This window comes from Marinobacter changyiensis (genome assembly GCF_009193265.1).
In the GTDB taxonomy this organism is placed as follows: Bacteria; Pseudomonadota; Gammaproteobacteria; order Pseudomonadales; family Oleiphilaceae; genus Marinobacter; species Marinobacter changyiensis.
Genome location: NZ_VZZZ01000005.1, coordinates 286,221 through 303,784, shown reverse-complemented (window position 1 = coordinate 303,784; position 17,564 = coordinate 286,221). Strand labels below are relative to the sequence as shown.

Annotated in this window: 16 protein-coding genes; 12 read left to right on the top strand and 4 right to left on the bottom strand. The window is 57.7% G+C overall.

Annotation, left to right across the window (positions count from 1 at the left end; translation table 11 throughout):
- Positions 1-103 precede the first annotated feature (103 nt).
- On the top strand, positions 104-646 hold the full coding sequence (gene orn, locus F6Y09_RS14845) for an oligoribonuclease (RefSeq protein WP_152207711.1): 543 nt from the start codon (positions 104-106) through the stop codon (positions 644-646).
- Between the two features lie 218 nt (positions 647-864).
- On the opposite strand, the gene queG is transcribed toward orn, so the two are convergent.
- The gene (gene queG, locus F6Y09_RS14840; protein ID WP_152207710.1) at positions 865-1,917 is read right to left on the bottom strand and encodes a tRNA epoxyqueuosine(34) reductase QueG; all 1,053 of its coding nucleotides are present in this window, start codon (positions 1,915-1,917) and stop codon (positions 865-867) included.
- A 119-nt stretch (positions 1,918-2,036) separates the two neighbouring features.
- On the opposite strand from queG, the gene F6Y09_RS14835 reads away from it, so the two are divergent.
- The 11 genes from F6Y09_RS14835 to F6Y09_RS14785 all read left to right on the top strand — a co-directional run bounded on the left by F6Y09_RS14835 (position 2,037) and on the right by F6Y09_RS14785 (position 15,339).
- Complete coding sequence (locus F6Y09_RS14835; protein ID WP_152207709.1) at positions 2,037-3,605, top strand: NAD(P)H-hydrate dehydratase; 1,569 nt, start codon at positions 2,037-2,039, stop codon at positions 3,603-3,605.
- On the top strand, positions 3,605-4,105 hold the full coding sequence (gene tsaE, locus F6Y09_RS14830; protein WP_152207708.1) for a tRNA (adenosine(37)-N6)-threonylcarbamoyltransferase complex ATPase subunit type 1 TsaE: 501 nt from the start codon (positions 3,605-3,607) through the stop codon (positions 4,103-4,105). The genes F6Y09_RS14835 and tsaE overlap by 1 nt, the downstream gene beginning before the upstream one ends.
- Before the next feature lie 27 nt (positions 4,106-4,132).
- Complete coding sequence (locus F6Y09_RS14825; protein WP_425481858.1) at positions 4,133-5,491, top strand: N-acetylmuramoyl-L-alanine amidase; 1,359 nt, start codon at positions 4,133-4,135, stop codon at positions 5,489-5,491.
- A 189-nt stretch (positions 5,492-5,680) separates the two neighbouring features.
- Positions 5,681-7,573 carry a DNA mismatch repair endonuclease MutL gene (mutL, locus tag F6Y09_RS14820; protein ID WP_152207707.1) on the top strand — a complete coding sequence of 631 codons (1,893 nt, stop codon included), beginning with the start codon at positions 5,681-5,683 and terminating at the stop codon, positions 7,571-7,573.
- 68 nt (positions 7,574-7,641) lie between these two features.
- On the top strand, positions 7,642-8,619 hold the full coding sequence (gene miaA / locus F6Y09_RS14815) for a tRNA (adenosine(37)-N6)-dimethylallyltransferase MiaA (RefSeq protein WP_152207893.1): 978 nt from the start codon (positions 7,642-7,644) through the stop codon (positions 8,617-8,619).
- A 139-nt stretch (positions 8,620-8,758) separates the two neighbouring features.
- Complete coding sequence (gene hfq, locus F6Y09_RS14810; protein WP_152207706.1) at positions 8,759-9,016, top strand: RNA chaperone Hfq; 258 nt, start codon at positions 8,759-8,761, stop codon at positions 9,014-9,016.
- A 138-nt stretch (positions 9,017-9,154) separates the two neighbouring features.
- Positions 9,155-10,447 (top strand): ribosome rescue GTPase HflX, encoded by a 1,293-nt coding sequence (gene hflX / locus F6Y09_RS14805; protein ID WP_152207705.1) that lies wholly within the window; start codon positions 9,155-9,157, stop codon positions 10,445-10,447.
- Positions 10,448-10,600: 153 nt separating this feature from the next.
- Entirely contained in the window at positions 10,601-11,812 is a 1,212-nt protein-coding gene (hflK, locus tag F6Y09_RS14800) for an FtsH protease activity modulator HflK (RefSeq protein ID WP_152207704.1), read from the top strand.
- Between the two features lie 2 nt (positions 11,813-11,814).
- Positions 11,815-12,690: a protease modulator HflC gene (hflC, locus tag F6Y09_RS14795; RefSeq protein WP_152207703.1), complete on the top strand. Its 876-nt coding sequence runs from the start codon at positions 11,815-11,817 to the stop codon at positions 12,688-12,690.
- Between the two features lie 124 nt (positions 12,691-12,814).
- The gene (locus tag F6Y09_RS14790; RefSeq protein ID WP_152207702.1) at positions 12,815-13,996 is read left to right on the top strand and encodes an ATP phosphoribosyltransferase regulatory subunit; all 1,182 of its coding nucleotides are present in this window, start codon (positions 12,815-12,817) and stop codon (positions 13,994-13,996) included.
- Positions 13,997-14,043: 47 nt separating this feature from the next.
- Complete coding sequence (locus F6Y09_RS14785; RefSeq protein ID WP_152207701.1) at positions 14,044-15,339, top strand: adenylosuccinate synthase; 1,296 nt, start codon at positions 14,044-14,046, stop codon at positions 15,337-15,339.
- 75 nt (positions 15,340-15,414) lie between these two features.
- Here F6Y09_RS14785 and cmoB read toward each other — a convergent pair whose 3' ends face one another.
- Genes cmoB through F6Y09_RS14770 form a run of 3 tightly spaced genes read right to left on the bottom strand, consistent with a single transcriptional unit; the run spans position 15,415 to position 17,525 of the window.
- Positions 15,415-16,398 carry a tRNA 5-methoxyuridine(34)/uridine 5-oxyacetic acid(34) synthase CmoB gene (cmoB, locus tag F6Y09_RS14780; protein ID WP_152207700.1) on the bottom strand — a complete coding sequence of 328 codons (984 nt, stop codon included), beginning with the start codon at positions 16,396-16,398 and terminating at the stop codon, positions 15,415-15,417.
- Between the two features lie 10 nt (positions 16,399-16,408).
- The gene (gene cmoA, locus F6Y09_RS14775; RefSeq protein ID WP_152207699.1) at positions 16,409-17,164 is read right to left on the bottom strand and encodes a carboxy-S-adenosyl-L-methionine synthase CmoA; all 756 of its coding nucleotides are present in this window, start codon (positions 17,162-17,164) and stop codon (positions 16,409-16,411) included.
- A 10-nt stretch (positions 17,165-17,174) separates the two neighbouring features.
- Positions 17,175-17,525, bottom strand: a complete 351-nt coding sequence (locus F6Y09_RS14770; protein WP_152207698.1) for a PA3694 family proteiin — start codon at positions 17,523-17,525, stop codon at positions 17,175-17,177.
- Between the last annotated feature and the right edge of the window lie 39 nt (positions 17,526-17,564).

Below are 17,564 nucleotides of genomic sequence, written 5' to 3'. Positions count from 1 at the left end.
ACATCATACGGGAATCAAACGACAGGAACCTCTGAATCTGCCGTCGCAAGAGGTTGGCAGCGATGCCTTTCAGGTTCCCGCTAGCTTAAACGTGGAGAGGAATATGGCAGAAACTGATCGATTGGTCTGGATTGACCTGGAAATGACCGGCCTGGATCCGGAGCAGGAGCGGATCATTGAAATGGCCACGCTGATCACCGACTCGGATCTTAATCTGATCGCCGAAGGTCCGGTTATTGCCGTGCACCAGCCCGACAGCCTGCTCGATGCCATGGACGAGTGGTGTACCCGGACCCATGGTCAGACCGGACTGACCCAGCGGGTCCGGGACAGCACCGTGTCCGAAGCGGAAGCAGAGCAGCGGACGCTGACGTTCCTGAGCCAGCATCTGGAGCCCGGGCAGTCACCGCTGTGTGGCAACAGCATCGGTCAGGACCGTCGTTTCCTGGTGAAATACATGCCGGCACTGGAAGGGTTTTTCCATTATCGGAATCTCGATGTGAGTACCATTAAAGAGTTGGCCCGTCGTTGGCGCCCGGATATTTTGCAAGGCGTCCAGAAAAAGGGCACTCATCTCGCCCTGGACGACATCCGGGACTCCATCGATGAACTTCGCCATTACCGGGAACATTTTTTCAGGCTTTAGTGCCTGGTCTCCTCGCTTACCCCTGCAGGGGCGACTTGTAGGAGCGACTTCAGTCGCGAAAAGCCCGACCCTCACCTTTAGCGTCATTCGCCCTGTAGGAGCGACTTCAGTCGCGAATTTTCGAGCGGGCGGGTAATTCTTTCGCGGTTGAAACCGCTCCTACAGGGCGGTTACTGAAAAAGGAGAGTAAACGGCGTCTGTTAACAGGGCGACCGCCCTCACAAACCATGCCGTTTCAGCGCCCACTGCACGTGTTCCCTCACCAGTTCCGAGGGATGGTCGGCGCGGGCTTTCAGGGCTTCAATGACGGGAATTGTTGAGGGTGCATTGCCCAGGCCTACCGCAAGATTTCTCAGCCAGCCCTGATAACCGGTACGGCGTATGGCGGAGCCCTCTGTGCGCTTGAGGAACTCGTCTTCGGTCCATAGAAACAAGGTGGCCAGTTCGGAGTTGTCGAGCTGGTGACGAGGCTGGAAATCATCTTCTTGCGTGGGTTTGCTGAAGCGATTCCAGGGGCACACCAGCTGGCAGTCGTCACAGCCAAACACGCGGTTGCCCATCAGGGCGCGCAAGTCTTCGGGGATGCTGCCCTTGAGTTCAATGGTGAGATAACTGATACAACGCCGGGCATCCAGCACGTGGGGGGAGGGGAACGCGTTGGTGGGACATAGCGTCAGGCACGCCGAACAGCGACCGCAGTGTTCAGCCTCATAGGGCTGGTCCACGGGCAGTGGCGCGCTGGTGAAAATTTCCCCCAGGAAAAAGAACGAGCCTGCCTTGCGATTGAGCAGCATGGTATTTTTGCCGATCCATCCGAGCCCGGCTCGCTGGGCCAATGCACGCTCCATCACCGGGGCGCTGTCCACAAAAGCCCGGTAGTCAAAACCCGAGACTGCTTCATCAATACGCTTCGCCAACGTGGCGAGCCGCTTACGGATCAGTTTGTGGTAGTCCCGGCCCAGGGTGTAACGGGAAATATAGGCCTTCTCGCGATTTGCCAGTGCTTCCTTCGGGCTGTCCGGACCCGGTAGATAATCCATCCGGACCGAAATCACCCGCATGGTGCCCGGCACCAATGACGTCGGGGTATACCGTTTATCGCCGTGATCCTCCATATAGGACATTTCGCCGTGCAGGCCTGCGTCCAGCCATTGCTGCAGACGGTCAGCGTGGGTGCCGGTATCGGGCAGGGTAATGCCGAGCTCATTGAAGCCCAGTTCCGTCGCCCAGCGTCTAATATCAGCGGTAAGATGTATCAGGGTGTCGGTCATAGGAGGGCAGATATGAAATTAACATTGATTAAGTTATGACCTTTTTCACTGTTTTGCTATGCTTTACAGATGTCTGGCCATAACACTTAAACTGAATTCTGTACGGGGCCGAGTATTCTATGTCACTGCCCAAGGCTACCAGCTTAACAGAAACCCTTTACTCTGCAGACGCCGTGCGGGCGATCGACGGCTATATAATTAATAAGTCAGAAGTTTCCGGTTTTGAGCTGATGCAGCGCGCAGCCGGTGCGGCCTTCCGCCGTTTGATGAAGCAGTGGCCCGACGTGCAGCAGGTGGTGGTGTTTTGTGGAGCAGGTAACAACGGTGGCGATGGTTACCTGGTTGCAGCCAATGCGAAACGTCACGGACTGGAGGTGCGATGTGTAGCGGTGTCCGCCCCTGAAAAATTGAAGGGCGATGCGGATAGTGCGTATCAGAAGGCTCTGGCCGATGGTGTTGAAGTAACCCGTTGGGAGCGATATCCGGAAGACGCGAGGGCCGAGCTTTTCAGAGCTGGGCCCGTTATTGTCGATGCCATGCTTGGCACCGGTGTTACCGGTGAACCCCGTCAGCCATTCCGTCAGGCCATTGAAGCCTGTAACCAGTCTGGCTGCGCGATTCTGGCCGTGGATGTGCCGTCGGGCCTGGACGCCACCACGGGTGCTACCCCCGGGGCAGTTATAAAAGCGGATGTCACGGTAACGTTTATCGCCTTGAAGGCAGGGCTGTATATAGCTCAGGGACCCGAGTTCAGTGGTTTGATTCATTTTGAACCACTGGTGGATGCCCTGGATGGCGAAAGCCATGGACAGTCCGGACTGGCGGTGAAGTTTGACTGGGATGGTGTACAGTCAATGCTTCCAAGACGCCCGGTGACGGCACATAAAGGCCGGTTTGGTCATCTGTTGGTGGTCGCGGGTGATCGTGGCTTTGGTGGTGCCGGCCTGCTGGCAGCCGAGGCAGCCGCACGCACCGGGGCTGGCTTGGTGACACTGGCAACCCGCCCGGAGCATGTCAGCTCGGCGCTGGCAAGGTGTCCTTCACTGATGGTGCATGGCGTCACTCACGGTTCCGAGTTGTCGCCCCTGATTGAAGCCGCTGACGCCATTGTGTGCGGGCCGGGCCTGGGGAAAGCCGCCTGGGGTCAGCAGATGTTGCAGTTGGTGCTGGCGTCGGGAAAGCCGCTGGTACTGGATGCCGATGCGTTGAACCTGATGGCGTTGCGGGTTGCGATGAAAGCGGATAACCACGTGCTGACGCCCCATCCGGGCGAGGCTGCACGCTTGCTGGGGCTGACAGTGCCTGAGATTGAAGCCGACAGGGTTGCTGCCGCGCGCCATATCCAGCGCCAGTTTGGCGGTACGGTGTTGCTAAAAGGTGCCGGCACTGTTGTCGACTCCGGGGAAGAACTGCCCGGCGTACTCGGCGGCAGCAATCCGGGTATGGCGACCGGGGGCATGGGGGATGTGCTGTCCGGTGTGCTCGGCGGGTTGTTGGTTCAGGGCCTGGGGTTGCCGGATTCGACTCGACTCGCCGCTGCCCTGCATTTGGCCGCTGCGAATCGCGCTGCTATGAGTAAGGGCTATATGGGGCTGTTGCCTACCGACATTATCGACACCTTGCCAACGATTCTTGGCGAGGCAGAGGGTTCAGTGGTCAGAGCAATCGCTGGCGGGGCGTCTACGTGATGGCATCCAGGCACTCGCAAACCTGCTTTTTAGCCAACGAAGCCCAGACTGAGCGGCTTGGCCATGATCTGGCGCAGGCTATGTTGGCGGTAAAGCAGGGCTTTACCGTATTTTTACAAGGCACGTTGGGGATGGGGAAAACCACTCTTAGTCGCGGGCTGATAAGGGGACTAGGGCACCAGGGGTCAGTTAAAAGCCCCACCTATACCCTGGTCGAGCCCTATGAGCACCTCAGTCCGATAGTCTATCATTTTGATTTGTATCGCCTGGGAGATCCGGAAGAGCTCGAATACGTGGGTATCCGGGATTATTTTCAAGGCGATAACGTGTGTCTGATTGAGTGGGCCGAGCGTGGTCAGGGGATTTTACCGGAGGCCGATCTGGTTATCCGGTTGGAAACACAGGACGAGGGGCGATCGGCGGCCATTCTGGCCCGAACAGATCGCGGTTCGCAGTTGGTTGATACGTTGAACCGACTGAGGATGCCCACAGACGGCTGAAAGGCGGTAGGTTGCAGGATGTTGATGATGAAACGGTTGATGACAGGTAATGGCGGGCAGCTGATTATGATCATGCTGCTCTGGGCCAGTGTGGCGCTTGCTGCACAGGCGGCAACCACGGTGAAAGGTGCCAGAATCTGGCCCGCGCCCGATCATACCCGCGTGGTTTTTGATACCGGGGCAGACGTTGAACACAGCATATTCGCCCTGGAGAATCCGGCCCGCCTCGTTATCGACATCAAGAACGTTAATCAGAGCGTAGACTTCTCCGGGCTGAATCTGGGCGACAGTCCGATCCGTCGCATCCGGAGCGCACCGCGAAATGGCAACGACCTGCGCGTGGTGCTGGACCTCAAAGCCCCGATCAAACCTCGAAGCTTCCAGCTTGAGCCCAACCAGCAGTACGGCCATCGCCTGGTGGTTGATCTGATCGAGGAAAACCGCCGGGCCCTGCCGCGGCCCAGTGAACCCATCCTGCATGACAATCCGAATGGCCGCAGGGACATCATTGTGGTCGTTGATGCCGGTCACGGTGGTGAGGATCCCGGCGCTATCGGCCCCAGTGGTACCCATGAAAAAGACGTCGTTTTACGGATGTCGAAAACCCTTGAGTCGCTGATCAACAGCAAGCCTGGTTACACCGCCAAATTGACCCGAACCGGGGATTACTACATTGACCTGCGCAGCCGGACATTGCTGGCGCGCAAGCACAACGCGGATTTGTTTGTCTCCATTCACGCGGATGCGTTCCGCACCTCCCAACCCAGTGGCGCGTCGGTGTTTGCTTTATCCCAACGAGGGGCCACCAGTGAGACCGCGCGTTGGCTGGCCCGCAGTGAGAACCGGTCGGACCTGATTGGAGGTGTGGGCGGAGTATCCCTGGGGGACAAGAATGATGTGCTGGCCGGTGTACTGCTGGATCTGTCGATGACCGCGAGTATCAACGCCAGCGTCGGTGTGGGCGATTACGTACTGCGCAGGCTCGGTGGTGTGACGAAGCTGCATAAGTCCGGGGTTGAGCAGGCTGCCTTCGCGGTACTGAAATCGCCGGATATTCCTTCGATTCTGGTCGAGGCTGGTTTTATTTCAAATCCCGGCGAAGAGCGGAATCTGAGAAGTTCGGCGTACCAGCAGAAAATCTCCCGGGCAGTTTTTGACGGCATTGATTCCTATTTCAACCACACGCCTCCGCCGGGCACCTTATTGGCCTACCAGAAGCGGCAGAACAACAATCTTGCGGGTGATCAGTACCGAATCCAGCGTGGCGACACTTTGTCGGAAGTGGCGCGCAAAAATCAGGTCAGCCTCAATGAACTCATGCGGCACAATGGTTTGAGTGATGACCGTGTACTTGTTGGCCAGACCATCCAGATACCGGCTTCATGACCGGTAAGCAGGGTTCGGCCTTCTTTTGCATGGCATGAGCCTACCGGTACCGGGGATGAGCGCGCCGGGGCCAGGAATTCCAGCGCAAAGTGTACCGAGGATAAGTGCGCAGGGGATGAGTGGGGCTCGGCGGTTCTGGTATGATGCGGTGCAGTAATCCGGATCGCACCGCAAGAGGCTACTCGTACTATGCCATCGATTAAACTTCTGTCGCCCCGCCTCGCCAACCAGATTGCGGCGGGTGAGGTCGTCGAGCGCCCGGCGTCGGTTGTCAAAGAGCTGGTGGAAAACGCGCTGGACGCGGGTGCCACCAGAGTAGATATCGATATCGAGCAGGGTGGCGCTAAACTGATTCGGGTGCGGGATGATGGCGGCGGTATCGATGAAGCCGATTTGCCCCTGGCGCTGAGCCGTCATGCGACCAGTAAGATTGCAGACCTTGAAGATCTCGAGACAGTTCTGTCACTCGGGTTTCGGGGTGAAGCCCTTGCCAGTATCAGTTCTGTTTCCCGCCTTTCACTGACCTCCCGGACCGTCACTCAGGAGGCTGCCTCAAGGGTAGAGGTCGAGGGGCGTGAAATGGACGCCCGGGTTTCACCGGCGGCTCATCCGGTCGGCACCACCGTGGAAGTGCGGGATCTGTTCTTCAATACACCGGCCCGTCGGAAATTCCTGCGAACCGAGAAAACCGAGCTGAACCACGTCGAGGAGTGTGTTCGCCGTCAGGCTCTTAGCCGGTTCGATACCGGGTTTTCCCTGCGTCACAACCAGAAGGTGCTGCAGAGCCTGCGACCGGCTGAAACCCAGGTAGATCGAGAGCGTCGGGTCGGGTCGCTGTGTGGCCAGCAGTTTATTGACAACACCGTGGTGATCGACGCCGAAGCCACCGGGTTGAAACTCTGGGGTTGGGTAGCACTGCCAACGTTTTCCCGCAGTCAGGCAGATCTGCAGTATTTCTTCGTCAATGGGCGGGTTATCCGTGACCGGTTGGTGGCCCACGCGGTCCGGCAGGCTTATCGGGATGTACTTTACAATAACCGTCATCCTGCCTTTGTGCTGTATCTGGAGGTAGATCCTGCCAACGTCGATGTAAATGTGCACCCCACCAAGCATGAGGTTCGATTCCGTGACGGACGTCTGGTCCACGATTTTATTTTCAGGACTCTGCACCGCACCCTTGCCGAGGTCAAACCGGACGATCATTTCCGCGGAGCAGTAGCCCAGTCCTTCAGCCGTGACGCCTCTGGAATTCAGTCCGACGGGGCGGGCGCAGGAGTGTGGCCTGGAGCGGTACAGGGCTCCGGCGAAGCGGCTTCCTATTCATCAGCTCCGTCGCAGCCCCAGCATTACAGCGGACACAAAGACTGGCAGGCCCGGGATCAGATGGCCTTCTATCAGGCCCTGAATCAGGGCGGTGGTGTCACCGATCATGCCACTGCAACCGCTCCGGCTATAGGCAGCGAAGCATTGCCTACACCCCCGATGGCCGACGGTGGCGAGCCAACCCTCGGTTACGCCATTGCCCAGTTGCACGGTATCTACATTCTGGCCCAGAGCCGTCAGGGTCTCATCATGGTGGACATGCATGCGGCCCACGAGCGCATCACCTACGAGCGCATGAAGCGCGCTCTGAGCCAGCAGGACATCAAGAGTCAGCCCTTGCTGGTTCCGGTATCGCTGGCGGTGAGCCAGAAGGAAGCCGCTCTGGCCGAAACCCACGGTGAGGGGTTGCAGCAACTGGGGTTGATTGTAGAGCGGATAGGCCCCGAGACCCTGGCGGTGAGGCAGGTTCCGGCGCTGCTCAGGGGTGCGGACACCGAACAACTGCTTCGGGACGTGCTGGCTGATCTGATCGAGCACGGCCAGAGTGACCGGATAGAAGCGGTAACCCACGAATTGTTGGGCACTATGGCGTGTCACGGGTCCGTGCGGGCGAACCGGCAGCTGACGATACCGGAAATGAATGCCCTGTTGCGGGACATGGAGGCCACCGAGCGCAGCGGACAGTGCAATCACGGTCGTCCGACCTGGACACTCATGACCATGACCGAGCTGGACAAGCTCTTCCTGCGGGGTCGTTAGTGTCGAATACAGATGAGGTTGCCATCGGCCCGGACGCTGAGGAGAACCGCCCGCCTGCCATTTTCCTCATGGGCCCCACGGCCTCCGGCAAAACCGACCTGGCGATGCAGTTATGTGAGCGGTTGCCGTGCGATATCATCAGCGTGGATTCCGCCATGGTGTATCGTGGTATGGACATCGGCACCGCCAAGCCGAGCCCGGAAGAGCAGTCTCGCACGCCCCATCGCCTGATTGATATTTGCGATCCTGCGGATACCTATTCTGCCGCCGATTTTTGCCGCGATGCTCGCCGTGAAATGGCCGCCATCACCGCCGCTGGACGAATTCCACTGCTGGTCGGTGGAACAATGATGTATTTCAAGTCCTTGCTGAACGGGTTATCCGATATGCCCGCCGCTGATCCGGCGCTTCGGCGTGAGCTTGAGGTGTTCGCAGCTGAGCAAGGGTGGCCGGCGCTGCATCAGGAGCTGACTCGACTCGACCCGGTTGCGGCCAGGCTGATCCATCCGAATAATCACCAGCGGGTGCTTCGGGCTGTTGAGGTCGTCCGTTTGAGTGGTGTGCCCATTTCTGAGCTTTGGCGAGCCGGTAAAACCGTTTCAGGTGATAACAGGGCTATCAAGGATTACCCTTATTTCACGCGGTGGCAGGCAGACGAAAGTGATTCTCTTCCGTATACTGTTGTCCAACTAGCGATGGCTCCAATTGAGCGCAGCCAGCTTCATGAGCGTATCAGGCTGAGATTTTTGCAAATGCTGGCGCAAGGCTTCGTAAGCGAAGTCGAGGAGCTCAAGAGTCGGGGCGACCTTAATCCGGATATGGCTTCCATGCGTTGTGTGGGTTATCGCCAGGTCTGGGCCCACCTTGATGGTGTTTGTGATTCGGATGCCATGGTGGAAAAGGGTATCGCAGCAACTCGGCAACTGGCAAAACGACAGCTGACCTGGCTGCGAAAGTGGCAGGGTTTGCATTGGCTGGAAGCTGATTCCGACCAAAATGTGACAGCTGCCTTGAAAATTACCGGTCTTCGCGCCACATTGAAATAGTCGGTTTTCCTATTGGAATACCGTACCGCTTGGTTTTAGGCTTTGCGTGGATGCAATGGGCCGTCGTGTCGATTGATGCCGGCTGCACCTGAACCGTTAAAAAAATGACGATCTGCTTTTTCATAACAGGAGAACACAAATGTCAAAAGGGCACTCTCTACAAGACCCTTACCTCAATGCATTGCGCAAGGAGCGTATTCCGGTTTCCATTTTTCTCGTAAACGGCATCAAGCTTCAAGGTCAGGTCGAGTCGTTTGACCAGTTTGTTATCCTGTTGAAGAACACCGTGAGCCAGATGGTTTACAAGCATGCCATATCAACGGTGGTGCCTGCCCGTAACGTTCGCATTCCCCAGCAGAACCCTGCTGGAGAAGACGAAGTCGAAGCCGAGGATTGATCTGAGGGGTCGTCAACGGTTGACAGTTATGCTTTTCAGACACCCGCGAATTCTGATATCGGCAAACCCGGTCGTCAGAGCTCGCGGGTATTTGTGTTTTTGGTGAATTCATTTCTTACTCCGGGGAGTCTCGTCTAATTGTTTGAGCGTCCTGATGTGGGTGAACGGGCAGTGCTTGTTCACATTGAGTTTTCGTCCCACGGTGAATCCGAAGACCTGGGCGAATTTGGTGAGCTGGTTACCTCCGCCGGCGTCGAGGCGGTTGCCACGGTTACCGGTAGTCGCAATCAGCCGAGCACTCGTTTTTTCGTCGGCAAGGGTAAGCTGGAGGAGGTACGCCAGGCGGTGGAAGAATCCGGCGCAGATGTGGTGCTGTTTAACCATGCGCTCAGCCCCAGCCAGGAGCGCAACGTAGAGCGCGAACTGAAATGCCGGGTGTTGGACCGAACCGGTGTGATCCTCGACATTTTTGCCCAGCGCGCCCGGACCCATGAGGGTAAATTGCAGGTAGAGCTGGCCCAGCTTGAACATATGTCCACCCGGCTGATTCGGGGCTGGACGCACCTTGAAAGACAGAAAGGCGGCATAGGTCTGCGGGGCCCGGGTGAAACCCAGCTCGAGACCGACCGCAGACTGTTGCGAGCCCGGATCAAGTCCATTCATCAGCGCCTTGAAAAGGTTCGCCGTCAGCGGGACCAGGGCCGTCGGGCCCGCAAGCGCGCGGATATTCCCACGGTTTCCCTGGTTGGCTACACCAACGCGGGCAAATCCACCTTGTTCAATTACATTACAACGTCTTCGGTGTATGCGGCAGACCAGCTATTTGCGACTCTGGATCCAACTTTGCGAAGGCTCGAGTTGCCCGATATCGGCCCGGTGGTCGTTGCCGATACGGTAGGGTTTATACGTCACCTCCCGCACAAGCTGGTGGAAGCGTTCAGGGCAACCCTGGAAGAAACCAGCGAGGCCTCTCTGTTGCTTCATGTGGTGGATTGTTTCGACGATCGCCGTGACGAGAATATGGCTCAGGTCGAGGATGTGTTGCTGGAAATCGGTGCCGAGGAGGTTCCGGTCCTGCAGGTCTTTAACAAAATTGATCTGTTGACTGACTTCAAACCGAGAGTTGAGCGTAATGAAGAAGGCGTGCCGGTACGTGTGTGGGTGTCTGCCGTCACTGGCGCCGGCATTCCGGAGCTCTTTGATGCCATTGTTGAACGTCTGGCGGAAGATGTCATCCATCAGTTTGTCGTTCTGGGTCCCGCAGACGCCAAGCTCAGGGCGCTTTTGCACCAGTCAGGGTCGGTGTTGTCCGAGCAGCAGCACGACACCGGTGATACGGTAGTGGAAGTCAGGATTCAGAGCCGGGACTGGTTTCAGTTGCTCAGCCGGGCCGGGGTAAAGGCAGACTCTATCCGGTTTGACCACGCCTGAAGCCCGCCCGGAACCATGCAGTTGGTGGAACTTTTAGCGTAAATGCTGGCCAAAAGCGCGGTTATAGTTGTTTAGATAGGGCCTGCTCTTGCCGGGGCGGTGATAAATCCCTAGTATTTGCAGCCATTCGATATCTTGAGAACGGAGAGTACTATGGCCTGGAATGAACCGGGTGGTAACCGTAACGACAATGATCCGTGGGGCACGGGCGGTGGTCGTGGCGGCAATGACAAGGGGCCACCTGATCTTGATGAGGCGCTGAAGAAAGGCCTCGATAAACTGAATCAGTTGCTGGGTGGTAAAAAAGGCAACAAGTCCGGTTCAGGTGGCGGTTCGTCCGGCTCAGGCGGTAGCAAGGGTGGCTTTGGGGCTATTCTGGCGGTCGCCGGTATTGTCTTCGTTGGTTATGTGATTTTTCAGTCCTTTTACACCGTGGATGAACAGGAGCGAGCGGTTGTGCTGCGATTCGGTGAATATCATCTGACCGAGAACCCGGGCCTGCGTTTCAAGGTCCCCCTGATCGACGATATCACCAAGGTAAGGGTCACCAACGTTCGTTCCGCCCAGTCTCGCGGCCAGATGCTGACCGAGGACGAGAACCTGGTTTCGGTCGATTTGCAGGTTCAGTATCGCGTCGACAGTGCCCGGGATTACGTTTTGAATGTACGTGATTCCAATGAAGCGTTAGCGTTTGCCACCGACAGTGCGTTGCGGCATGAGGTAGGCAGCTCATCCCTCGATCAGGTGCTGACAGAAGGCCGGGCAGAGCTGGCCGTAAGGGTCGAGCAGCGCCTTCAGCGTTTCCTGGAGGAGTACGGAACAGGCTTGCAGATTGTACGTGTGAACGTTGAAAGTACTCAGCCGCCCGAAGCGGTTCAGGATGCCTTCCGCGAAGTACAGCGGGCCCGTGAAGATGAGCAGCGCGTCAAGGAAGAGGCGGAAACCTATCGCAACAAGGTGGTTCCGGAAGCCCGTGGCCGGGCTCAGCGGTTGACCGAAGAAGCGATGGCGTACAAGGAAGAAGTCACTGAACGTGCACGGGGTGAAACCGCTCGCTTTACCGAATTGCTTTCGGTTTACCAGACTGCTCCTGAGGTAACCCGGGAACGCATGTATATGGCAGCGATGGAAAACGTGCTGTCCAGTACCAGCAAAGTTCTGGTGGATACCAGCAGCAGCAACAATATGATGTACCTGCCTCTGGACAGGCTGATGAATCGTGAAGGTCGCTCCGCGGGCAGCAGTTCCTCCCAGGGGCAGGACAGTTCATCTGGCATGGACCAGGACATTGGCTCGTTGACGGACCAGGTCATTCAGGAAATTCGCACCAGACAGGATAACACCGGCGTTCGGAGGGGGAGATAATTATGGGACCTAAAGCTATTCTGGGTCTTGCAGGGACCCTCGTCGTTGTCCTGCTGGTACTGTCAAGTGTCTACATTATCCCGGAAACCCACCGGGGTGTGTTGCTCCGGTTTGGTGAGCTGGTTGAAACCGATATTCAGGCAGGTATCCACTTCAAGGTACCGGTGATTGATCAGGTTCGCCGCTTTGACGTTCGGGTACTGACAACGGATCTGCCCTCCAGGCAGTATCTGACCATCGAGAAGAAGCCGCTGGATGTGGACTCCTATCTTGCCTGGCAGATTCGCGACGTTGATCAGTATTATCGCTCGACTGGCGGTGATGAGATAAGGGCCAGGTCGCTGTTGTCCTCCCGCGTGGATAACGGCTTGCGGGACGAGTTCGGTGTGCGCACCATGCACGAAGTGGTGTCCGGCCAGCGTGATGAATTGATGAATCTGCTCAAAACCCGGGTAACCGAGGCAACCATCCGGGAATTTGGCGTAGAGGTTGTCGATATCCGGGTCAAGGGGATCGAGCTTCCGGGTTCGGTGAGCGAGAACGTCTTCCGCCGTATGGCGACCGAGCGCGAAAAACTGGCTCAGGAGTTCCGGTCTCGTGGTCGCGAGCTTGCAGAAGGCATTCGTGCCGACGCTGACCGCCAGCGCACGGTTGTTCTGGCGGAAGCCTTTGCCAGAGCCGAAGAAACCCGGGGTGAAGGTGATGGTGTGGCGGCCCAGATATACGCCGATGCCTACACTGCGGATAGAGAGTTCTACAAATTCTATCGTAGCCTTGAAGCTTATCAGAATACCTTCGCAAGCAAAGACGATATCATGGTGATTGACGCCAACAGCGACTTCCTGCGTTATCTGAAAGATCCTATGGGCGGCAACTAGCACGCACTGGTCTGACACAAAACCGGAATAGCTTTGCTGTTCCGGTTTTTTTGTGGGCGCCAAAAGTGTAAAATTCCGCCGGTTTTGGATTGATTTTCCGCTCCCCAAAGGACATCAGAGATACATGACAGACTCTAACCGCTGGTTACTGCCTGACGGGGTGGAAGATATTCTGCCGCCATTGGCTGGACAGATAGAAGCTCTGCGCCGTGATGTAATGGATACCTGTCAGCGCTGGGGCTATCAATTGGTCATTCCTCCGCTGATCGAGTATCTCGATTCGCTGTTTACCGGTACAGGCCATGATCTGGCGCTGCAGACGTTCAAGCTGACAGATCAGCTGACAGGTAGAATGATGGGGGTCAGGGCCGACATGACGCCTCAGGCGGCTCGGATCGATGCCCACACCCTGCGACGGGAAGGCGTGACCCGCCTGTGTTACGCGGGCCATGTTCTCCACACCCGACCCGAGCACATGTTGACCGGCAGGACGCCGATCCAGGCCGGCTGCGAGCTGTTCGGCAGCAAGTCCGAAGCCGCAGACTGTGAGATCATCAGTCTGTTGCTGGATGTGCTGCGGATGGGCGGCCTGCCGTCTGTCCACCTTGATCTGGGCCACGTGGGAATCTACCAGGCGTTGATCCGGGAAGCCGACGTGGATCCGCAAACGGAAGCCGCAATTTTCGACGCCATGCGGCGTAAGTCGGTTCCGGAACTGGACACTCTGCTGGGGGGCTGCGCGGATCAGACAGCAGGAGCCCGATTGAGAGCGCTGGCCCGCATCAGCGGTGGTCGGGAGACCCTGGCGCAGGCAAGGTCGGCCCTGGAAGGGTCAGCTGTGGAAGTGATGGCAGCCCTTGATCAGCTCGAGCGAATAGCTGACATGCTGACAGAGAGCTATCCAGAGGTCGTCCTGGGTTTCGATTTCTGTGAGCTCCGGGGTTACAACTACCATACCGGCATGGTGTTTGCTGTGTATGCCCCCGGACATGGCGAAGCACTCGCGAAAGGTGGTCGTTATGACTCCATCGGGCAGGATTTCGGGCGCGCCCGTCCGGCTACCGGTTTCAGCGTGGACATCCGGGCGCTGGTCGCTCTGGGCCAGCGTCGGCAGTCGATGAACGGTGCGATCTGGGCGCCCCATAGTGAAGACAATAGCCTGGCAGGGGTTATTGCCGGGCTCAGGTTAACCGAGACCGTCATTCAGGCCATGCCAGACGATCCGAAGACCGGCTCCCAGAACCGGGAATGTGACCGGCAACTGGTCAAACAGGGCGACCAGTGGGTCGTTGAACCAATCCGTTAAATGCGTCGTTGTCGTTTTTACGTGCGCGGGAGCATCGAGAGAGAATCATGGGCAAAAATGTTGTAGTACTGGGTACCCAATGGGGTGATGAAGGCAAGGGCAAGATCGTTGACTTGCTGACGGATCAGGTCGCTGCGGTTGTAAGATTCCAGGGTGGCCACAATGCCGGCCACACGCTGGTGATCGAGGGACGCAAGACCGCGCTCCATCTGATTCCTTCCGGTATTTTGCGAAGCAACGTCGCCTGCCTGATTGGTAATGGTGTGGTGGTCTCGCCCGAGGCGTTGCTGAAAGAGGTTCGCGAGCTTGAGGAGCGAGGTGTTGCCGTGCGAGACAGGCTTCGGATCAGTTATGCCTGTCCGTTGATTCTGCCAACGCACATCCGCATTGATGTGGCCCGGGAACGTGCCCGTGGCAACGACAAAATCGGTACTACCGGCCGGGGTATCGGCCCCGCCTATGAGGACAAGGTGTCCCGTCGTGGCTTGCGTATCGGTGACCTGCTCAACGAAGTGACCTTCGAGCAGAAGCTGCGGGATATCATGGAATACCATAACTTCGTACTGACCCAGTACTTCAAGGAAGAGGCCGTCGATATAGACCAGGCGCTCATTGATCTGAAGGCGATGGGCAGCGAGATCCTGCCAATGGCAGCCGACGTCACGGATCTGCTGCATGATTACCGCAAGCGGGGCGAGCACATCCTGTTTGAGGGCGCCCAGGGCTCCCTGCTGGACATCGATCTTGGCACCTATCCATACGTGACATCATCCAACACCACGGCCGGCGGTACTGCTACGGGCACCGGATTCGGGCCTCTGTTTCTGGATTACGTGCTGGGCATTACCAAAGCCTACACCACACGGGTGGGCTCCGGGCCTTTCCCTACCGAGCTGTTTGACGAGTTCGGTCAACATCTGGCGGTCAAGGGTAATGAAGTCGGCACTACTACCGGTCGAGCGCGCCGCTGTGGCTGGTTTGATGCGGTAGCCTTGCGCCATGCGATTCAGATCAACAGCGTGTCCGGTATCTGCCTGACCAAGCTGGATGTGCTGGATGGGCTGGACGTGGTTAAAGTATGCGTGGGTTACAGGACTCCGAACGGGGAATTACACCGTCCGCCCATTGGCTGTGATAACTACAGCAATATTGAGCCGGTCTATGAGGAATTGCCGGGGTGGAAGGACAGCACTGTGGGTCTGACCAGCATGAACCAGTTGCCCGAGAACGCCCTGGCGTACATCCGGTTCCTGGAGCAGCAGATCGAAGCGCCCATCGATATCATTTCAACCGGTCCGGACCGGGTTGAAACCATTATCCTGCGTCATCCTTTCGGCGCTTGAGGGCAGCTCCCGGATAGGGCTTCATCGGCCTGGTCCGGGCTTGCAACCGGCCTGATTGCGCGACTGGCAGCTCTCCTAACGCACTGCAATCACGGTTGCACGCTTGGGGCCCGGGTAACCTTCGATCGTTCTGGTGGGGTCTTCCGGATGCAGGAAATCCGCCAGGGACTGGAACCTCATCCAGTCCGTCGTCCGTTGCTCCCGGGTCGTGGTGTCGGTGACATCCACGATCCGGGCGTTCCGGAAGCCCGCCCGCGCCAGCCACAGGAGCAAGGTGTCGCAGCTCGGTAAGAACCAGACATTCCTCATCATGCCGTAACGATCCTCAGGCATCAGGCTGAAGCCTTTCGGACCGTCCGCTACCAGGGTCTCAAGCACCAGCTCGCCACCCTCCCGAAGCGTTTCCCGAAGTTCCATCAGGTGGTCCAGGGGCGATCGACGGTGATAAAGAACGCCCATTGAGAAGGTCGTGTCGAAAGTCTCAAGCTTGCGGGGCATATCCTCCATGCGAATCGGTAGCAAATCCACCGGCACGTCCCCCAGATACTTTTTTACGCTGAGAAACTGGAACAGAAACAGTAAGCCCGGATCGATGCCGATCACCTGCCTGGCACCTGCGCCTGCCATGCGCCAGCAATGGTAGCCGGAGCCACAACCGACATCGAGAACCTTGCGCCCATTGAGGTCCGACAACCAGGGCGCTATGCGATCCCACTTCCAGTCTGAGCGCCATTCGGTGTCGATGCCAACGCCAAAAAAATCGAACGGCCCCTTACGCCAGGGCATAAGCCCCCGGAGCCCGGATTCCAGTGCGCTGAGAACATCCGTGCCGAGCGGCTGGTCAGAGTAAAGAGTAATGGCCGGCTGGTTGAGGTCAGCCTGTGCGCCAGCAATGGTGGGTAGCGATTCAAGGGCGCCCTGCCAGCGTTTAATATCACCATGGGGCAACTCATCGAATCGCCGGGTCAATTGCGCTCGCAACTGATCTGCCCAGGATTGATGGCGCTGTTGTTCAAGGGTCGTCAGTAGCGTGCGATAGCAGTGTTGCCAGTCAAACATGATGGGTTGCTCAGGATGCCTTGATTGCCAGAATGGAAACGAAATTGAAGCATTGATACCAGACCACGACCTGCGTGAAGCCGGCACTGAGCAGCCGTTCACGGTGGACTGCCAGGGTTTCGGGTATCAATACCTGCTCCAGAGCTGAGCGCTTCTGACTGATTTCCATGTCCGAATAGCCATTGGCCCGTTTGAACTCGTGGTGCAGGTGGGTTTGGGTCTCTTGCTCTGAGACATCGTCAAAACAGATTTTCTCCGACAGTATCAGCACACCGCCCGGGCGGGTTGCTGCCGCTATTCGGGCCAGCAGTGTGCTGCGCTGGGCCGGCGGAATGAACTGCAGCGTAAAGTTCAGCGTGGTGACGGAAGCGTTTTCAAGGGCTGTCTGAGCAATATCTTCGCAGCGCAGGGCTATGGGTAGGGGATGATCGTCCAGCGCAATATAATGTTCGCAGCGCTCCAGCATGGCAGCTGAGTTATCCACGCCGGTCAGTACGCAGTCCCTATGGCGAATGCCGTGCCGCATGGCGAGGGTGGAGGCTCCCAGGGAGCAACCCAGATCATAACAATGGCTAGCGGGCTGGACGTATTGCTCGGTAATCACCTCGATCATCGGAATGATGGTGGTGTAGCCGGGCACGGAGCGTCGGATCATATCCGGAAAGACCCGTGCAACCGAGGCGTCAAAGCGGAACTCGGCAGCCGGGCGGGCATCGGCAAACAGGATGTCAGTCTCGGTAACGGGTTTTTTTGGGGAGGGACTCATGGGGCCGTCCTCAGCGCGCTTCAGTGGCGGGCGAAGGCGCCGCCTGATTGGCGGGTCGACAGCGTACCCCGCGATTCTTGTAATCCACCAGAATGCCCCGGAACTCGTGGTCTGCATCGGAGGCGACCGCCAGGAAACCCTGCTCGCAGGCGGCGTGGAGTTCCGAGGGCTTGGGTGACATCCGGAATTCGTCACCGGGCGTGACATGAATGGCAGTAAACTCACCAATGGGGCCATCTGACTGGTCGCCGGGATGATTGATGCGTCCGCTGACCTGGAGGGCGATGACCGTTACGGCAATGGTTACCGCCGCAGTGACAAACAGGCTACGGATGGTGAAGCGGGCTTCTGGCTGGCTCATGGCAAATCTCTCGTATTCAGTATGGGTTCACTGGTCGGT